Genomic DNA, 18925 nt, shown 5'->3' with positions numbered 1-18925 from the left:
CTAGCACAAGCGCTCCGAGCCGGGCTCAGTGTCAGACTTAGTCAGCATGAGTAGGGTGTTGCACTGCCAAGTAGCCCCCATGATGTTCAGCAAGCGAGCTTTCAAAGCAGTATCGAGCGGCTGGAAGAAGACGAAATACCGCATTCTCCGCCGATCACCATTGGCAGACTCTCTTATGCCTCGGTGATGGCGCGCAATTGTGATGACGTTGGACTGGCAGTGTCAATAAATTGTAACTAATTTGCTCAAATATTGTGCAAAAACGGTTGAGCTGAGGATTTCGCCATTTTATTGGCGATCGCGAGGCGGCCTAATTTCAACACGCTGATTTATACCGCTTGGGGAATGCTCCGCTGTACGCTGCAGGGTTCAAGGTGGGTCGGCCGCCGGCCGCTGACACCCAACAGGTAAGGGGGGATCTCATTGCCGGGCAGAGCCGCCGCCGGATCCACTCATCAATCACACCAACGAGTAAACAAACCGCTTACCGGGGCTCCTCCGAAGCAAATGAACGGCGACTGGTTCGGTACATTCTTAATGAATTGGGCCTATACCGCCGGGTTCAACACCTTGTCGCAATTGCTGGCGCTGTTCACGCTGTTCACTGCCGCCGCGGTCTTTTTGTTCCCGGGTCGCCAAGGCGAGGTCGACGTCGGTGTCGAATCCACGCCCCGATATCGCCCGTCTCTCATCGGATACCTGGAAAAATTCACTGCTCGGATCTTCTTTCAAATACACCTACACCGACTACTTGCCGCGTTATTTCCCATCTTGTTGCATCAGGGCCTTGCGTAACTTCCCTGGCGACATGCCAAACATGCTCTGAAAGTGCCGAATAAAATGCGGCGCATCCGCGAAGCCACATTCAAAGGCGATCTCGCCGATCTGGCGATCGGAACTCACCAGCAGCCATCTGCCAAACCGGAGTCGGACCTGGCGGTAGAACTGGGCTGGGCTGTTGTTGGTTTCAGCGACAAACAGGCGTTCCAATTGCCGTTTACTGGTGCCGACCAGATGCGCAATGGCCTCGATATCCAAGGGGTGGGCCATGTGTTTTTCCATCAACATCACGGCTTCGTGCAGCCGGCGATTGGATGAGCTGGCGTACCCGAGCGCCTTGCGTCGGTCGACGAAACTGTTGGACGTGTTCTTTGCCACCGTCATCTGATGCACAACTTTGCCCGCACGATCCGGCCCGCAATGCAGGCCGATCAGATGAAGCGCCAGATCGATAACTGAAACCCCGCCCGCGCAGGTAATCCGGTCCCGGTCGATCAGAAAGTCTCTGTTGATGACAAAGCGCAACGTGGGAAACCGCTGCTTCCAGTCGTCGCCATGGTAGGCGTGGACGCACGCCGTTCGCCCCTCCATCAGGCCATGTCGCGCGAGCACGAAGCTGCCGGTGCACAGGCCGATCAATGGCACCTGTGCGGCCGCGGCCTGGTGGAGGAACGCGGGATAGGTTTTCGGCACCGCCTCGATGGAATCGAGCAATCCACCAATCACCACGATGTAGTCGAAACGCTCCGGGTCAGCGAGTTCGCTGTCGATCGGTACGTCCAGTCCGCTACTGGAAATGACTCTTTGCCCGGGTGTGCCGAGTACTTTCCATTGGCAGCGGATGGGGCGGCTTTGATCACCCGTATCGGCGGCATGCCGCAACGCATCGGTCAGCCCTGACAGCGACAGCAAGGGGAAGCGTGGCCACAACATGATGCCAATGGACAACTCGGCGGTGCCGCGGCGCATGGGTGGATGACGCGCCTGCCCATGATCGAGCCCGTCCACGAGGCTTTCCGGGGGTGTCACATTCTCTGTGTCGCCAGAATGTCGCAAATATTCAATCATTCGTGCAAAGCATCCAACAAGTTAGACCGCCGGTCCCACTACGATGGGCCTATGCGAAACGTTCTGCTACCACAATAAAAACGATCGAGGAGCAACCGATGACGACGTCCAAAATTCAGCGCTTTTCCGGTATTTGTGCCGGTTTACTGGTGTCCGTGTTGGCTACGGCACCGGTGTTCGCATTGGAGACAGTAGCGCCGGGAAGCCTGACCATCGCCTTCAGTGGTGATATGCCAGGAACAGGGTATCAAGATAGTCGGATGATCGGCTATGACGGTGAAATCATTCAACAAATTGCCGAAAAAATGGGCCTTAAGGTCAAGCCGGCATTGATGGAGTGGTCAGGGACGATTGCATCGGTGCAGTCCCAGCGCGTGGATGTCATGGCCGGCACGATGGGCTGGACCGAGCAACGCTCGAAAATCATGGCCTTGAGCGACCCGATCCACTACTTCAAGAACGGGATCACCCAGACAGACAAGACCAACTGGAACAGCCTCAAGGATTTGCAAGGTAAGAAAGTCGGCACCATCACCGGTTTTTCGTTCATCCCTGAGATGCGCAAGATCGATGGCCTGCAAGTCGCCCTGTACGACACGTCTGATGCGGCCGTTCGCGATCTGCTCGCCGGACGCATCGATGCGGTGATCGGCGACCCACCGGTCATGCAATACGCCATTTCCCGCAATGAGCAATGGCACCTGCATTTCAACGCCTTCGTCGACAACGATCCGAATTTCCCATTGCTGACTGGCTTGGGTCAGGTGGTGTTCGGCTTCAACAAGGCCAGTCCGGAACTGGTGGCGGCGGTCAACGCGCAGATTCAGACGCTCTGGAAAAACTGTGAGATGCGCAAGATCGGTGCTCGCTACGGCCTGACCCAGGATGTCTGGTTCATGCCCGAAGGCAAGGACCTGCGCTTGGGCGTCGACCGCCCGGCGGACTGGACGCTGCCCGGCTGCAAATAAGTGTGTGCGGCGATGGGGCGGACTCCTGCGGATGCACCGACTCATCGCCATGCCTATAACAAAAAGAGGTTAGCCAAAATGTCGAGCCCGTCTGACGCCGCCTTGCTGCGCGTGCACGCATTACACAAGAACTATGGCGATCTGGAAGTGCTCAAGGGCATCAGCCTGGAGTTGAAGCCCGGTGAGACCCTGTCGCTGATTGGCCCAAGCGGATCTGGAAAGTCCACCTGCCTGCGTTGCATCAATTACCTGGAAAAACCGACCAGTGGCGAGATCTGGCTGGGTAACGAGCTGATCGGGCAGGTCAAGGACGGTCAGCGTTCGCGCCTGATGAGTGACCGGGAGATGGCTGCGCAGCGCCGCGAGATCGCCATGGTGTTCCAGTTGTTCTATCTCTGGCCGCACTTGAACGTGCGCGACAACGTCGCGCTCGGCCCCATCAAGGTCCAAGGCATGCCGCGCAAGCAGGCGTATGAGTTGGCCGACGCGATGTTGGAAAAAGTCCATCTGCGGCACAAGGCCGAGTCTTATCCCGAGCAATTATCGGGTGGTCAGCAACAGCGGGTCGCCATCGCCCGGGCTTTGGCCCAGCAACCGAAAGTGATTTTGTTCGACGAACCGACCTCGGCGTTGGATCCCGAGTTGGTCGGCGAAGTGTTGGCCGTGATTCGCGAGCTGGCGCAAGAGGGCCGCAGCATGATCATGGTCACCCACGAAGTGAGGTTTGCCCGCGATGTGGCGGATCGGGTGATCTTCATGGACGGCGGGCGCATTGTCGAACAGGGACCGTCGGCGCAAGTGATCGACAACCCTTGTCACGAACGTACCCGCAGCTTTCTTGGGCGTATGGCTGTGGAGAGCGCGTGATGGTGAATCTGCAAGCTTTCCTTGGGCTGTTGCCCTTGCTAATGAAAGGCGCAATGAGCGCATTGGAAATCGCCCTCTGCACCTTAGTGCTGGCCAGCGTGGGCGGTTTGGTACTGGCGGTTTTACTGACGTTCAGCCGATCGCGACTGGTACACGGCGCCATCGCCTGTTTCGTCGAGTGGATGCGCAATGTGCCTGCGCTGGCGCATCTGTTTCTGATCTACTTTGGGCTGTCCTATCTGGGAATCAATCTACCCGCGTGGCTGGCGGCCATCGTCGGTTTGAGCCTGGTAGGCAGCGCCGTGTTGGCCGATACTTTCCGAGCCGGCTTGCAATCGCTGCACGTCGGCCAGCATGAAGCCGGGCAGGCCATCGGCCTGCACCGCGTGCAAATTTTGCGCTACATCCTCTTGCCCCAGGCCCTGCGCGTTGCGTTGCCGGCTTATGCCAACTACGTCACGCAATTGATCAAGGACACGTCCATCGCCTCGGCCATTGCCGTGCCGGAAATCATGTTCCTTGCCCGCAATCTTGTGACATCCACGTTCCAGACCTCGCTGATTTATCTGGCGGTGATGTGCATCTATGTGGCGATGATCCTGCCAATTGGTGTGGGCTTCATCCGACTTGAACGTCATCTGGGGGCGGCGCGATGATCAGTTTTTTCCAGCAATACCCGGAATACTGGAGCGACTGGATCGCGCGCCTGCTACTCGGCGCACGGGTCAGCGCCGAGTTGTCCCTGACAGGCTTCGCCCTGGCGGCGATGTTGGGCGCGTTACTGGCCTGGGCGATGAAGAGTCCCAGTGTATTGCTCAAGCGTCTGGCCGTGTCATTCATCCAGGGGATGCGTGCGGTGCCGCTTCTGGCGTTGCTGCTGGCGCTGTATTTCTCCTTGCCCAGCCTCGGGCTGACGTTGTCTGGTTATTGGGCCGGGGCCATCGGTTTGGGCTTGCAGGGCTCGGCCTACGTCGCGGAAATCCTGCGCGGTGGGCTGGACTCCGTGCATCGAGGCCAACGTGAGGCGGCCATCGCCACCGGCCTGACGCCATTGCAAGCCTTCACCGCTGTGATCTTTCCGCAAGCCATTCGCGGCATGTTGCCGCCGTTGCTCAATGCCTACGTGTCGATTCTGAAGGACAGCTCCCTGTGCGCCTTGATCGCCACCGATGAGTTGATGCTGGCGGCCCGGGCCATCGCGTCCGAATCCTTTTTGCCGATGCATATTTTCCTGCTGGTGGGGTTGTTCTATTTCGTCATCGCTTTCCCTCTTTCTCTGTTATCGCGAGTGCTGGAAGTACGATTTTCTCGCGGACGCAAAACCATTCGAGGTTGAACACATGAACATCAAGGATCGAACCGCTTCCCACAGCATTGGCCAGTTGCGGCAAGCGCTGGAGTCCGGAACGCTCACGAGCGAGTCCCTGGTTTGCGCGCAACTGGAGCGGATCGAACGCTTCAACGGTCAACTCAATGCTTATGTCGAGGCCTATCCCCAGCGCGCGCTCGGTGCCGCCATCGCGGCCGACCAGCAGCGGGCTGCCGGTGTCAACCTGGGGCCACTGCATGGCATTCCAGTTGCGATCAAGGATTTGTTCGAGATCGATGGCAAGGCCATAACCGGTGGTTCGCTGGCGCAGGAGCCGCGTATCTCGCGGCTCACCGCCACGGCAGTCCAGCGACTGGAGCGTGCCGGGGCGATCATCATGGGCAAGACCCACACCGTTGAATTTGCTTTCGGAGGGTGGGGCACAAATGCCGTGATGGGCACGCCGTGGAATCCATGGGACGCCGATGTGCATCGTGCTCCAGGCGGTTCCAGCAGTGGTTCAGCGGTGGCTGTGGCCGGCGGGTTGGCAAGCGCGGCATTGGGCACCGACACCGGCGGCTCGGTGCGGATTCCTGCGGGTATGTGTGGTCTGGTTGGCCTGAAAACCACACGTGGGTTGGTTAGCCGTCACGGTTTGATTGAGTTGTGCCCATCGCTGGATTCGGTGGGGCCGATTACCCACACCGTCGAAGACGCCGCGTGGATGCTTGACGCGCTGCTGGGGCCGGACCCGCTGGATCCGGTCTCGGCCAAGTCACCAGTGTTCAGCGCCGCGGCAGGTTTGAACCTTCCGGTGGCCGGTCTGCGCATCTGGGTGCTGCCACAGACCGAACGCGTGCACATTGCCCCTGGCGTATTGGCAGCCTATGACCGGGGGCTTGACCAATTGGCCGCGCTGGGCATGCATCTGGTCGAACAACCGCTGCCGACTTCGCTGGAGCAGTGCATGCGCGTCGCCGGTGGCCTCATGAGTGCCGAAGGCTACGCCAGCCTTGGTAGCCTGTTCGAACGCGATGATCTGCGCTTCGATCCTCATGTGCAGCGTCGGGTACTGAGCGGGCGCGCCATCGACGCGGCGGCTTATATCGATTTGCACAACCAGCGACGTGTTGCCCGTCAAGCCATGGACGAGGCCATGTCCAATGTCGATGCTTGTGCATTCCCGACCAACGCCATTGGCAGTGTGCCGTTGAGTCAGGTCGATGAGTACGGTACGCCGCTGGCCTTGCTCGGCCGTTTCGCCAACCTGCTCAATCTCTGTTCAGTGGCGCTGCCGGTGGGCTTCGACGAACAACGTATGCCGGTCTCGATGCAGATCGTCGGGCGTGCTTTCGCCGAACCATTGGCCCTGCGGATCGCCCACGCTTACCAGCAAGTCAGTGATTGGCACCAACGGAGGCCTGTGGGTTGGGACCTCTCGGACAGGGTGGTGGCGTAATGGAAATCTGTGTCGTCGGCGCTGGAATCGTTGGCTTGAGCAGTGCCTGGTTTTTACACAAGGCCGGTCATAACGTTACCGTTATCGATCGTGCGGGGGAGGCAGGCATGGGCGCCAGCGCTGCCAATGGAGCGCAATTGAGTTACAGCTATGTGCAACCGCTGGCTGATCCCTCTTTGTTGCCGGGCATTGCGAAAATGCTGTTGGCGCGCAACGGACCGCTGAAGTTTTCGCCGCAATGGAGCCTGGAACAATGGCGCTGGTGTTTGGCATTTCTCGCGGCCTGCCGTACAGCCACTTCGCGTCAGACCACTGTCGAGTTGCTGGAACTGGCGCAGGAAAGTCGGCTGGCGCTGGACGCCTTCATCAGTCAGGAAAAGGTGCAATGCGATTTCGCCCGTACCGGAAAACTGGTTCTCTACCCCGATGCTGAAAGCCTGCGCAAGGCCGGCGATCAGGTGAAGTTCCAGGCCGCCCAAGGCGCCAAACAACAAAAAATCCTCAGCCCCGCCGAAGCCTTGTCGATCGAGCCTGCACTTGAGGGCTATAAGAAGGCGTTTCACGGCGCGATCCATACCGACAGCGAATGCGCGGTCGATGGGCGCAAGCTTTGTCAGGAGCTTGCGAGATTATTGAGCAAGCAGGGTGTGCGTTTTCTGTTCGACAGTGAGGTTGCCGCTTTCCGACGTGAACGCGGGCGTATCACCGCGTTGGAGATCCACCACGCCATCGAAGGCCCAGCGCTTTTAGGAACGCAGGCGGTCGTGCTGGCGGCTGGTGCTTACAGTGCGGGGCTATTATCAGCGTTCGGTGTGCGCATGCCGGTCTACCCGCTCAAGGGATACAGCATTACGTTGCCGATCACTGATTCGATGAATGCACCGACGGTCAGCGTCACTGACATGCGGCGTAAAACGGTGTTCGCCCGGATCGGCGATCGCTTACGCGTCGCGGGGATGGTCGAGTTGTGTGGGCTGGACGCGTCGATTCCCGTTAAGCGTATCGAACAACTGAAAGCCTCGACGCAGGCATTGTTCGGTTCGGGATGGAACACCGATGATTGTCAGCCCTGGACCGGTTGGCGTCCGGCGACCCCCACCGGGCAGCCAATTCTGGCGGTCAGTGGTTGTGACAACCTGTACGTCAATTGCGGCCAGGGTGCGCTGGGCATGACCTTGGCATTCGGTAGTGCCCAGCGTTTGGTCCGACTGATCGGCAGCGCAGCGTCTTAATGTTCTCAATTCAGGGAGTAAACCCGATGGCAACGATTCAACGTTTTCAGAGCAGCGCGCGGATGTCCGGTGTGGTCAGTCACGGCGACCTGCTTTACCTCTCCGGCCAAGTGCCCACTGATCTGCAGGTTGGCATTGAAGAACAGACGCAGCAGGTGCTGGCCAAGATCGAAGCCTTGTTGTCGCTGGCGGGCAGCGACAAGGGCCAGCTTTTGAGCGCACAGATCTGGCTCAAGGATATTGATCGTGATTTCGCGCTGATGAATTCGGTGTGGGACGCCTGGCTGCCAGCGGACAGTGCTCCGGCACGGGCCACTGTTCAGGCACGTCTGGCGCGGCCTGAGGTGCTGGTGGAGATTATGGTTGTAGCGGTGAAACCTGCTTCTGGTGTTTGAGAGGGGCGGGGCGACTCATTTTTTTGGGTACAAAAAAGGCACTTGCGATAATCGCTAAGTGCCTGATTTGTTTAGCTTGTTTGGCCTTGGTAAGTTGAACAGGATTGGTAATTTTTTGATTTTGATAGGTAATTTTATTTTATAGATTTATGTGGAATACCTTTTGGAATACCAGAGGTTTCCGCAGGTTGTTGGGATTTTCAGCGATATCCCTGCCAATTGTCTTGACTAAGCTGAAGCGCTTCCACCCTCACAGCGCTAAGGCCTCCGTAGTTTCGACATGCGGACCTTCGACTCAGTGATATCCAGTACACTTGCCCCATCTCTAGCCTGCCAGCGGAGCAGGCTACCCGAACAGCTGCTCAAGATTTTTTCGAGTAAAAATGACCCTGATTAAATTAAAAGACCTTGAAGCCCACCTATGGCATGCCGCGCATATCATCACCGGCCCCATTGACGCCTCCGACTACAAAACCTACATATTCCCGATCCTGTTCTTCAAACGGATCTGCGATGTATATGACGAAGAGTTTGAAGAGGTGCTGGCCAAGGTCGGAAGCGTGGACCTGGCGCGCGAGAAAATCTTCCATCGCATCCAGGTTCCTGTTGGCAGTCACTGGGATGACGTGTTCGCCAAGTTCCACGATATCGGCAAGGCACTCAAGGATGCTTTTCTAGGCATAGAGCAAGCCAACACCCAGTTGCATGGCATCTTCGGCGATGCCAGTTGGACCAATAAAGAGCGCTTGCCGGATGAGCTGCTGGCCACGTTGCTCAACCACTTCAACAAAGTCGACCTCGGGGTTGCCAGCGTTCGTAACGACGATATGGGGCGCGCCTACGAATACCTGATCAAGCGCTTTGCCGACAAAGCCAACAAGAAAGCCGGTGAGTTCTACACCCCGCGCACTATTGTGCGGCTGATGGTCAACATTCTTGACCCCAAAGCGGGTGAAAGCGTTTATGACCCGGCTTGCGGTACGGGCGGCATGTTGCTGGAGACCATTCACCACGTTCGAGAAAACGCGGGTGATCCCCGGCTGCTGAAGCTCAAAGGTCAGGAAAAGAACTTGACCACTGAAGCCATTGCCCGCATGAACCTGTTTCTCCACGGCCAGGAAGACTTTGAGATTGTTCGTGGAGATACCCTGCGTGAGCCCAAGTTTCTGATCTACGACCGGCTCGAAACCTTTGATTGTGTGATCGCCAATCCACCGTTCAGCCTCAGTGAGTGGGGTCATGAACAATGGGCGGCGGACGCCTACAGCCGCAACAGTCACGGCCTGGCCCCGAAAACCAACGGTGACTTTGCCTGGGTACAGCACATGTTCGCCTCCCTCAATGCCGATGGGCGAATGGCGGTTGTGCTGCCCCATGGCGTGCTGTTCCGTGGTGCGGCAGAGGGCCGAATCCGCACCAGCCTGCTCCAAGAAAACCGCATCGAAGCCATTATCGGCGTAGCCCCCAACCTGTTTTACGGCACCGCTATCCCGGCTTGCATCCTGTTGCTGCGCAAGCAGCGCCCTGATGAGCATCGTGACCATGTACTTATCATCAATGCTGAGGAGATTTTCACCAAAGGCCGCGCGCAAAACACCCTAAGCAATGCCCAGGCGGATCAGATTTACCAGATCTACCTGGAGCAGTATCAGCAAGGCCCCTCTGCCATAGCATTGGAAGGCGTAGCGCGCTGGGTGCCGCTGGGTGAAATTGCCGAAAACGACTTCAACCTGAACATTGCCCGCTATGTGCAAAAGCCACTGGAAGAAGAAACCATCACCGTCGAAGAGGCGCTGAAAGACTTTCAGCAGAAACTGGCCGCACTGGAGCAGGCCGAGCAGGAGCTGGAAGAACTGCTGATCAAGGAAGGGTTTGAGCTATGAGCACGGACAGCGCCGACAGCAACGCCTCGCAGTTCATCATCTACCAGAGCGAAGACGGGCAAACCCGGCTGGATGTGCGCTTTGTCGACGAGTCTGTATGGCTGACCCAGGCCCTAATGGCAGAGCTGTTCAGCACCACGCCAGAGAACGTGCTGATGCACCTGAAGAACATCTTCAGCGAGGCTGAGCTTGAGCAAAACGCAACCACTAAGGATTTCTTAGTAGTTCGCCAAGAAGGCACACGCCAGGTAAAACGCAGCCTCAAGCACTACAACCTGGACGCCATCATCTCCGTGGGGTATCGCGTACAGAGCCATACGGCAACCCGCTTCCGCCAATGGGCCACCCGACAGTTGCGCGAATACATCGTCAAAGGCTTCGTGCTCGATGATGAACGCCTGAAAAATCCAGACCAGCCCTTCGACTACTTCGAAGAGCTGACGCGGCGCATTCAGGATATTCGCACCAGCGAAAAACGCTTCTACCAGAAGATCACTGACATCTACGCCACCAGCGTGGACTACGACCCAACCCAGGATGCCAGCATCGGCTTCTTCAAAACCGTGCAAAACAAAGTGCACTGGGCAATTACCGGGCAAACCGCTGCCGAGCTTATTCACCACCGCGCCGACAGCAGCAAACCCCATATGGGCCTGACCAACTGGCGCGGTGCCAAGGTGCGCAAGCAGGATATCGCCAACGCCAAGAACTACCTCACGGCAGACGAACTCAGCGCCTTGAACAACCTGGTCGAGCAATACCTGGTGTTTGCCGAGGGCCAGGCCATGCGCCGCATCCCCATGTCCATGGCTGACTGGGTGAAAAAGCTCGATGGCTTCCTGACCTTGAACGACCGCGACATTCTCGACAATGCCGGCAAGATCTCCCACGACATGGCCAAGCAACACGCCGAGTCGCAGTACGAGCAGTTTCACCAGCAGCGCCAACATGAAGATGCCGCCGGCGCAGACAAACGCCTCGCCGACCTGAGCCAGCTTGCTCATCAGCTATCAGACAAGACTCGTAAGAATGATTGAGTACCAGAAAAACCAAGCCTCCCAACTTGGCAAAAAGAAACTCGAAGACCTCCTTTGGGGAGCGGCCGAGTTTCTGCGCGGGCAGATCGACGCCTCCGACTACAAGCAGTACATCTTCCCACTACTGTTCTATAAACGCCTGTCCGACGTTTACCTGGAAGAGTATGTCGAGGCCATGGAAGTCAACGAGGGCGATACCGACTATGCCGTCATGCCCATGTTTCATCGCTTCCATATTCCCCAGGAGGCGCGCTGGGAAAAGGTACGCCATACCAGCAAGAACATCGGCGAAGCCATCCAGAATGCCCTGCGCCTGATCGAGACCCACAACGAACGCCTGCACGGCGTATTCGGCGATGCCCAGTGGACCAACAAAGAGCGTCTACCCGACCACCTGCTGGCCGACCTGATTCAGCACTTCAGCAAGATCCCCTTGGGCATTAAGTCGGTGGCCCAGGACGACCTGGGCGAAGCGTACGAATACCTGATCAAGAAGTTCGCCGACGACTCCGGCCACACTGCCGCCGAGTTCTACACCAACCGCACTGTGGTGCACCTGATGACCCGCATCATGGGTCTCAAACCCGGTGAAACCGCCTATGACCCCACCTGCGGCACTGGCGGCATGCTGCTCAATGCTGTGATGGACCTGCTGCATGAAGGTAAAGAATGGCGCAGCGTCAAACTATATGGCCAGGAAGTGAACCTGCTCACCTCCGCCATCGCCCGTATGAACATGTTCTTGCATGAGATCGAAGAGTTCGAAGTGCTACGCGGCGACACGCTTGCCGAGCCCAAATTTATTGAGGGCGACCAGCTCAAGCAGTTCGACGTGATTTTCGCCAACCCGCCGTACTCCATCAAAAAGTGGAACCGTGACAAGTTCGCTGCCGACCCGTATGGCCGTAACTTCTACGGCGTGCCACCGCAGGGCTGCGCCGACTATGGCTTTTACACCCATATCATCAAAAGCTTGAAGCCCGAAACCGGTCGCGCCGCTATGCTCTGGCCCCATGGTGTACTGTTCCGCGACTCGGAGCAGGCTATCCGTAAGCAGGTGATCGAGTCGGACATTATCGAAGCAGTAATCGGCCTTGGCCCCAATCTGTTCTATAACTCGCCGATGGAATCCTGCGTGGTGGTGCTCAACTGCAACAAACCCACTGAACGCAAAGGCAAGATCTTGTTTATCAATGGTATTGAGCATGTCACCCGCGAGCGAGCCTATAGCCGGCTTTCGGATGATGATCTGGCTGTGCTGATCGAAGCCTACAGTGCACCGGACAAGCTGCCGGCCATTACTGCGCTCGTGGATATCGAGACGATTCGCGAGAACCAACACAATTTATCGATACCGCTCTATGTGCAGGCCCGCGGTGATGAAGAAGTGTACGATATTGAACATGCCATTGAGGCCTGGAAAATCAGTCGCGTTCAGTTTAAAAAGCAGACCAGAAAATTTTTTAAAAGCCTCGCAGAACTGGGGTACGAGGTGAGTAGTCAATGACGACGCAGCAGTTACCCGAAGGCTGGAAAACGGTGAAATTTGGCGATATTGCCAAGCATATTTCTAAGCGCGTAGAGCCCAGCGAAACCGAGCTTGATATATACGTAGGCTTGGAGCATTTAGACCCGGACAGCTTAAATATCAAGCGTCATGGTGTGCCCAGTGATGTTGCCGGGCAAAAGCTTCTGGTTAAAAAAGGGCAGATCATTTTCGGTAAGCGGCGGGCCTATCAGCGTAAGGTTGCTGTAGCTGAATGGGATTGTATTTGCTCTGCTCATGCGATGGTTTTAGAGGGGAATCCGGACAGGGTTATTCCAGGGTTTCTGCCCCTTTTTATGCAGTCCGATGTATTTATGAATCGCGCCGTTGCTATTTCCGAAGGCTCTCTTTCTCCAACAATAAAATGGAAGGCATTGTCGGAGCAGAAATTTGTTATTCCATCTAAGGTGGATCAATTAAAGTTTACTGAAATTGGAGGAGAGATCTCACGAGGCTCCGAGGTCTTGACGGAGGCAATAGAATCTTCCAGGGCGTTATATGCTTCTATAGTACGAAAGATGCTATTAGGAGGTAATGATTATAAGGCTCTTTTTGGTAAGTTGACGACGCTACTGCCAGCAGGATGGAAGTTGGTAAAGCTCGGGGATGTACTTGAGAGGGTACAGTACGGGACCTCTGATGCAGTGCATGAAAAAGGTACTGTTCCTGTACTTAGGATGATGAATGTTGAAGGTGGTAGGATAACGAATACTGATTTGAAGTATTCGCGGCTTCAGATTGCCGATCTAGAGTCAATAAAGCTTTATCCTGGGGATATACTTTTTAATAGAACAAATAGCATGGAGTGGGTCGGTAAAACCGGTATGTTTGATTTGGAAGGTGACTATGCTTTCGCTTCTTACATGCTTAGACTGGAAGTCAAAAAAAACATTGTTACGCCGGACTTCGTTAATAGATATCTAAATTTGCCTGTCGTTCAGTACCGTTTGAAGGCGTTTGCAACTCCTGGAGTTAGTCAGGCCAATATAAATCCGTCCAGTCTTAAGTCGTTACCTTTCCTTCTTCCTCCGTTCAACGAAATTCTTGAGGCTGACAAAGTTCTAGGTGCTTTGGGTGACACAATTAATGAGTTAAGTCAAAGTAGGTTGCGTTATCTCGGAATTCAGAAGTCGGTTAGAGAAAAAATACTGGGGTGTTAGCCTGATGTTTAACGAACAAACCGTCACCGAAAATGGAATTGTCGACCGTTTAAGAAATTTAAGCGGGGTAAAGTGGACTTACTGCCACGGCGAAAACCTGCCCAAGAAAGCGCAGGATATCTTTGTCGATGAGTGGCTAAAAGACGCGTTATGTTTGTTGAATCCAGCTATCGAAAAACAGCCGGATTATGCCGACGAGGTGATCCACAAGTTGCGCGGTGTGCTGTTGGAGGCGTCGCACAGTGGCTTGGTCAGGGCCAACGAAAATTTCCAAGCGTGGCTGCTGGCCGAAAAAACCCTGGCCTTTGGCGAGAACGGTGAGCACGTCACCATTAATCTTATCGACTTCGACAACCTCGACAACAACCACTTTGTGGTGGCCCAGCAGGTACACTATGTAGCGGCTGGCGAGGTGTTCTTCGATATTGTGCTGTATGTAAACGGCATCCCGCTGGTAGTAGGTGAAGTGAAAAGCGCCACTCGCCCCAGTGTCAGTTGGCAAGACGGCGCCGCAGACTTTATGGGCGGCAAGAAGCACTACTGGCGGAATGTGCAGGCTTTTTTCGTGCCCAACTTGCTCTGTTTTGCAAGCGAGGGTAAGACCTTTGCCTACGGCGCGATTAATGCCCGGGTCAAGGATTGGGGCCCCTGGCACCACACGGATCAGCGCGAAGATATTCCCGCCACGCTGGCCTCCGTGCTGTCGAGCGCCGAAGGGCTGCTGAACCCGCAAACCCTGCTGCAGCTTCTGGCCTCGTTCGCGCTGTTCTCTACCCATAAAACTGGTAAAGACACGCCGCCCAAACGCATCAAATTGCTGCCGCGTTACCCGCAGTTCGAGACGGCCAAGCAGATCGTCGAGCGGGTCAAACAGGGTTACCCGAAAAAAGGCCTGATTTGGCACTTCCAAGGTTCGGGCAAGTCGCTGCTGATGCTCTACGCGGCCAAAATGCTGCGTGCCGACAATGAGCTCAAAAACCCCACCGTGCTGATCGTGGTTGACCGCCGCGACCTGGACAGCCAGATCAGCGAAACCTTCGGCGGTGCCGATGTGAAAAACCTGATCAAGGTGCAGAGCTGTAAGAAGCTCGGTGAACACATCGAGCAGGATAGCCGCGGTATCCTAATCACCACCATTTTCAAGTTCAAAGATGTTGAGATTGATGAACTCAATCCAGCTGGCCTAAATAGTCGCGAGAACATCATCGTGCTGGTGGATGAAGCTCACCGCACCCAGGAAGGCGGCTTGGGCGAGAAGATGCGCTGGGCGCTGCCCAATGCTCACTTCTATGGCCTGACTGGCACGCCGATCTCTGGTATCGAGCGCAATACCTTCAAGTTGTTCGGTGCCGATGAAGACCCCGGCCGCTATATGAACCGCTATAGCTACAAACAGTCGATACGCGACGGTGCCACTAATCCGGTTAAGTTCGAGCCCCGTTTAGCCGAATTGCGGGTTGACCGTGAGGCGATCAATGAAGAGTTCGAACAACTGGTCAAAGACAACAACCTGGACGAGGACGAAAAGGCCGCCCTGTCCAAACGCGCCGGCAAGCTGGCCGTGATGCTCAAGGCGCCGAAGCGCATGGAGGCCATCAGCGCCGACATTGCCGAACACTTCACCAGCCATGTGCAGCCGAAAAAGATGAAGGCCATGGTGGTGGTCTACGACCGCGATGCCTGCGTGCAGATGTATTACCTACTTGGTAGCAAGCTGGGTTTCGACGCACTGGAGGTAGTCATGAACCTCGACCAGGCTCCGGTGAAGGATGAGAACGGTAAGCTCAACAAGGACTGGAACAAGTGGAAGGAAGAGCTCGATCTACCGATCAAGCAAGCCGACTTTGAGCGCTGGCAGAAATTCGATGGTGAAGAACAGGCGCAGAAAAACCTGCTGGAAACCTACAAAGACCCGAAACAACCCCTACAACTGCTGATCGTGACCGCCAAGCTGCTGACCGGTTTCGATGCGCCGATCTGCTACTGCATGTACCTGGATAAACCGCTACGCGACCACACCTTGCTGCAGGCCATGTGCCGCACCAACCGCCTGTATGAGGCGGACGGGGTGGTCAAGCGTATGGGCCTGATCATCGATTATCTGGGCGTATTCGAAAACCTGCGCACGGCGCTGGCTTATAACCCGGAAGAGATCGACGGGATTGTCGAAGGCATCGAGAAATTCAAGGAGTTGCTGCCGGAGCAGCTGAAACAGTGCCTGGCCTTCTTCCCGAGTGTAGACCGCACCCTTGAAGGTTTCGATGGCATCCTGGCCGCACAGGAGTGCTTGCCGGACAATAAAAAACGCGATGAGTTTGCCGCAGCCTTTGGCGTGCTGGCCAAACTCTGGTCGGCCATCAACCCCGACTCTTTCCTGACACCCTACCGCCAAGATTACAAATGGCTGGCGCAAATCTATGAATCAGTACGCCCGGTTGGTCAAACGGGGGCGCTGGTCTGGGCCGCGTTAGGGCCCGAGACCATCAAGATGATTCACGAGCACACCGATATCAGTCGCATACGCGATGACATCGATGAGTTAATCATGGATGAACACGCAATCTTCACCCTGACCGAGAAAGAGCAGGAAAAACGTGCCCGCCGACTGGAAATAGACTTGATGGGGCGTCTGCGCGGCCATGGCGAGGCTGTGTTCGTCGAGCTGGGCGAGCGCCTGGAGAAACTGCGCCGAGAATATGAAGCGGGTGTAATCAAGGCCATCGACTGGCTCAAGGGCCTATTGGATGCCGCCAAAGATACGGTGCAGGCCGAGCGTGAAACCGGTGACCCTGTGGTAACGGAGGCAGACAACAAGCAGGCGCTGACCAAACTCTTCCTGGAAACCCGCCCGGAAACAACGCCGAAGCTGATTGGTGATGTGGTCGAGCAGATCGACAAAATTGTGAACGCTACCCGCTTTGAGGGCTGGCAGAACTCCAACAGTGGTCCACGCGAAATCCAGAAAGCACTGATGCTGACCCTGGCGCAGTTTGGCCTAAGCAAAGACAAGGACCTCTTTGAAAAGGCATACGCCTACATTGAAGAGCATTACTAATACGAATACCTGCGAGCGGAACAACCGCAGCTGGGGCGCTCCAGTTTTTAAACTGGGAGCTTTCAGTAATCGATGACCCGCAGTGGCCGAGTTAGAGCGCCTGGCAATGCTTTCGCCCACTGCTGCTTACTTTCGGTAATATCCGGGATATCTCAGGATTGCCGAAGGTTAAGAAATGGACGTCACCCAGATGTCGGTATCGCTGCACGATCTCGGCCTTGCCTACCGCAAGGCCAAGGTTGATCTCTACTACTCAACCAACCCCTCGCTGTTCGACATCGCCAACTATGAAGACGACCTGAGCCAAAACCTCACTCGCCTGAAAGAACAGATCGAAGCCGCGAGCGAGGATTGGGTGAAAGGCCCTGCATTTCTCGGCACTTGGACGCTAGCCCCCAAAGAAATCCAGACAGTAAAGGGAGAGCAGGACCAAAGCCTGATCTTCGCCTCACCGGAAGCAGAGTGGCTAAGCGCGACTGAAGCCGGTAACCACCCCACAGCCGTATTCCGCCTAATGGCCCGCTGCAGCATCGACTTTCACGTGCTGTCATCGCTATGGATGATGGAAGTCGGCGATCTCTTCGACAAGCAGCTCAGCAGTAACGTCTTTGGCAGCCGCCTGCGCCGTAACCGGCACGACGAGATCAACACGTGGGCCCTTGGCTCCTTCAAGCCTTACCTCAGACCATTTCGCGAATGGCGTGACGGTGGCATCAAGGCGATGCGCTCAGCCCTGAGCGAGAAGAAAAAAGTATTGGCCCTGACAGCCGATGTGAGCAGTTTCTATCACGAGCTAAGCCCGGGCTTTATGCTCGACGACGGCTTCCTTAAATTAGCCAAAATTGAACTGAGCGAATCGCAGTCAAAACTTAATCGCCTGTTCATCTCTGCCCTGTTGGCTTGGGCAAAAGAAACGCCACTGAAAAAAGGTTTACCTGTAGGTTTGCCCGCGTCGGCTGTTGTCGCAAACGCCGCGCTGCTAAAACTCGACCAATTCATCGAGCAACAAGTAGTACCGCTGTACTACGGTCGTTATGTAGACGACATTCTGCTGGTCATGGAAAACGCTAGCGACGTCAAAACTACTGAGCAGTTTTGGGAGTGGGTCTTCAGTCGCGACGGCGGCAAGGATCTGCTCAAAAAAGATAAAGGCAGCATCCTGTTCAAGCCTGACTATCTCAAAAAAGACCGCATCGCTTTTGAAAACAGCAAAAATAAGCTGTTCATCCTTGCAGGCTCTGCAGGCACCGCTCTGGTCAATGCCATTTCCGAACAGATCAACCAACGTGCAAGCGAATGGCGCGCCCTACCTGATCTGCCCAACTCGCCCTACACCGTGGCCACGGACCTGCTCAAAGCTACCAACCTTGCAGGTGAGCAAGCAGATAATCTGCGCAAAACAGATGCCCTGACGCTACACCGCGCCGGCTTTGCTCTCAGCCTTCGCAACTACGAAGCCTTCGAGCGCGATATTCCCCCAGGGGATTGGCAAGCACATCGTCATGCCTTTTTCGCCGCAGTCATCGAGCACCTGCTCACGCCGGTTAAGTTCTTCGAACTGGCTCAATACCTGCCACGCATCATCCGCATGGCTACCGCCTGTGAAGATTTTGAGTACCTAGACAAAATCATCAATGCACTGGGCGGACTAATCAACAACGTCGAGAAAGACTGCATTCTGGGGGTCAAAAGCCTGGCCGCGGCTGACGTGCCAGCCGAAGCCCGCCATTTATGGAAACGATCCATCTGGGAAGTTACAACGCAGAGCATCGTCTCAGCGTTCCCTTCCCGCCTCAGCAAGACGGGAGCTACCGCCTGGAAGAACCAGATGACCATCCATATGGAGAGCCTTGCCAGCATCCTATGGGGGAGCCTTCTGGACAGTCCGATGAACATAACCAGCCATCACCTTCAGAAGCTCCACGCACGCCTGTTCAGCTTCGACCTCGCCCATATTCCCTTGCGCTTTGCAGGCCTTCCTAAGGAAATGGTCAGCCAGCGCGGTATTCCACTCCGTAAAAACCTCACAACTACTGACTTAGGGATGGTCTGAAATAGCCGGATATTCTCCGGCTATCGAGCCGTCAGTACTTTTCAAAAAACGACCCGCGTCGAAATTTGATCCATTTTCTTCATTTTTCAGCCCTTCCGGGCGCAGCAAGGCGC

General features: G+C 55.8%; 15 protein-coding genes. 13 read left to right on the top strand and 2 right to left on the bottom strand.

The window, feature by feature from the left end; genetic code table 11:
• Positions 1 to 534 precede the first annotated feature (534 nt).
• Positions 535 to 738, bottom strand: a complete 204-nt coding sequence (locus tag AACY42_RS22200) for a hypothetical protein (protein WP_339482324.1) — start codon at positions 736 to 738, stop codon at positions 535 to 537.
• 21 nt (positions 739 to 759) lie between these two features.
• Positions 760 to 1848: a GlxA family transcriptional regulator gene (locus AACY42_RS22195; RefSeq protein WP_339482323.1), complete on the bottom strand. Its 1089-nt coding sequence runs from the start codon at positions 1846 to 1848 to the stop codon at positions 760 to 762.
• 98 nt (positions 1849 to 1946) lie between these two features.
• On the opposite strand from AACY42_RS22195, the gene AACY42_RS22190 reads away from it, so the two are divergent.
• The 13 genes from AACY42_RS22190 (at position 1947) to AACY42_RS22130 (ending at position 18812) form a co-directional block, all read left to right on the top strand.
• Complete coding sequence (locus AACY42_RS22190) at positions 1947 to 2816, top strand: substrate-binding periplasmic protein (RefSeq protein WP_339482322.1); 870 nt, start codon at positions 1947 to 1949, stop codon at positions 2814 to 2816.
• Positions 2817 to 2894: 78 nt separating this feature from the next.
• Positions 2895 to 3683, top strand: coding sequence for an amino acid ABC transporter ATP-binding protein (locus AACY42_RS22185; protein ID WP_339482321.1), 789 nt, complete (start codon positions 2895 to 2897; stop codon positions 3681 to 3683).
• Positions 3683 to 4339 (top strand): amino acid ABC transporter permease, encoded by a 657-nt coding sequence (locus tag AACY42_RS22180; RefSeq protein WP_339482320.1) that lies wholly within the window; start codon positions 3683 to 3685, stop codon positions 4337 to 4339. Before AACY42_RS22185 ends, AACY42_RS22180 begins: the two co-directional genes overlap by 1 nt.
• Positions 4336 to 5019, top strand: a complete 684-nt coding sequence (locus AACY42_RS22175; RefSeq protein ID WP_339482319.1) for an amino acid ABC transporter permease — start codon at positions 4336 to 4338, stop codon at positions 5017 to 5019. Before AACY42_RS22180 ends, AACY42_RS22175 begins: the two co-directional genes overlap by 4 nt.
• Before the next feature lie 4 nt (positions 5020 to 5023).
• Complete coding sequence (locus tag AACY42_RS22170) at positions 5024 to 6451, top strand: amidase (protein WP_339482318.1); 1428 nt, start codon at positions 5024 to 5026, stop codon at positions 6449 to 6451.
• Positions 6451 to 7683: a D-amino acid dehydrogenase gene (locus AACY42_RS22165; RefSeq protein WP_339482317.1), complete on the top strand. Its 1233-nt coding sequence runs from the start codon at positions 6451 to 6453 to the stop codon at positions 7681 to 7683. The genes AACY42_RS22170 and AACY42_RS22165 overlap by 1 nt, the downstream gene beginning before the upstream one ends.
• A 26-nt stretch (positions 7684 to 7709) precedes the next feature.
• Positions 7710 to 8078 (top strand): RidA family protein, encoded by a 369-nt coding sequence (locus tag AACY42_RS22160; protein ID WP_339482316.1) that lies wholly within the window; start codon positions 7710 to 7712, stop codon positions 8076 to 8078.
• Between the two features lie 383 nt (positions 8079 to 8461).
• Positions 8462 to 9961, top strand: a complete 1500-nt coding sequence (locus tag AACY42_RS22155) for a type I restriction-modification system subunit M (RefSeq protein ID WP_339482315.1) — start codon at positions 8462 to 8464, stop codon at positions 9959 to 9961.
• Entirely contained in the window at positions 9958 to 10998 is a 1041-nt protein-coding gene (locus tag AACY42_RS22150; protein WP_339482314.1) for a virulence RhuM family protein, read from the top strand. The genes AACY42_RS22155 and AACY42_RS22150 overlap by 4 nt, the downstream gene beginning before the upstream one ends.
• Positions 10991 to 12505, top strand: coding sequence for a type I restriction-modification system subunit M (locus AACY42_RS22145; protein WP_339482313.1), 1515 nt, complete (start codon positions 10991 to 10993; stop codon positions 12503 to 12505). The genes AACY42_RS22150 and AACY42_RS22145 overlap by 8 nt, the downstream gene beginning before the upstream one ends.
• The gene (locus tag AACY42_RS22140; protein WP_339482312.1) at positions 12502 to 13704 is read left to right on the top strand and encodes a restriction endonuclease subunit S; all 1203 of its coding nucleotides are present in this window, start codon (positions 12502 to 12504) and stop codon (positions 13702 to 13704) included. Before AACY42_RS22145 ends, AACY42_RS22140 begins: the two co-directional genes overlap by 4 nt.
• A gap of 4 nt (positions 13705 to 13708) precedes the next feature.
• Positions 13709 to 16759 carry a type I restriction endonuclease subunit R gene (locus AACY42_RS22135; protein WP_339482311.1) on the top strand — a complete coding sequence of 1017 codons (3051 nt, stop codon included), beginning with the start codon at positions 13709 to 13711 and terminating at the stop codon, positions 16757 to 16759.
• Positions 16760 to 16934: 175 nt separating this feature from the next.
• A complete protein-coding gene (locus AACY42_RS22130; RefSeq protein ID WP_339482310.1) occupies positions 16935 to 18812 on the top strand; it encodes an RNA-directed DNA polymerase in 1878 nt (625 codons plus the stop codon).
• Positions 18813 to 18925: the final 113 nt, after the last annotated feature.

The sequence above is a fragment of the Pseudomonas sp. RL_5y_Pfl2_73 genome (assembly GCF_963970515.1).
Lineage (GTDB): Bacteria > Pseudomonadota > Gammaproteobacteria > Pseudomonadales > Pseudomonadaceae > Aquipseudomonas.
This window is presented reverse-complemented; position numbering and strand designations above follow the sequence as displayed.